Origin of the sequence: Promicromonospora kroppenstedtii DSM 19349, assembly GCF_000515355.1 — a bacterium.
In the GTDB taxonomy this organism is placed as follows: domain Bacteria; phylum Actinomycetota; class Actinomycetes; order Actinomycetales; family Cellulomonadaceae; genus Promicromonospora; species Promicromonospora kroppenstedtii.
On the sequence record NZ_KI911747.1, the window covers coordinates 6,761 to 7,279 of the forward strand.

Annotated in this window: 1 protein-coding gene; it reads right to left on the reverse strand. The window is 73.6% G+C overall.

The window, feature by feature from the left end; all coding sequences use genetic code 11:
- On the reverse strand, positions 1–323 hold a 323-nt coding region (locus PROKR_RS38270; RefSeq protein WP_169736580.1), incomplete at its 3' end, for a DoxX family protein.
- Positions 324–519 lie beyond the last annotated feature (196 nt).

Genomic DNA, 519 nt, shown 5'->3' on the forward strand with positions numbered 1-519 from the left:
CGCACGTGGAACCCGCTCGCCATCAGGGTCACGACGGCGAGTCCGGCGGCGGCGAGCGGCGTCGTCCACTCGAGGATGCCCAGCAGCATCGGCAGGACGAGCGCGAACGGCGCCACGAGCTCCGCGACGCCGGTCACGACGACGATCGAGCGCGGCAGGTCCTCGAACCCCGCCCACCGGTCCGATGCCGCGGCCGGCGATCTTCGGCAGGGCCGCGAACAGGAAGAATAGGGCGAGGACGGTCTGCGTCGCCCAGAGCGTGGTGGTGAGCATGATGCTCCTTCGGGTCCGTCGGACGGCGGGCTGCCGGCCGGTGCGGACAGGACGAACGGTCGTGCGCGAGTGTGACGCGGTCACATCGCGTGGTGGCCGATCGTCGTGCAGGCATGAGCGAACAAGGACGCGACCCCGGGTGGGATGCCGGCGTGCGCGCCGAGGAGAGGGCAGGAGCCGACGCCGAGCGCCTGGCCCGCGCCGAGCATCCGACCGCGGGCCCCGCCGACGCCGTCCGCGTGGCCG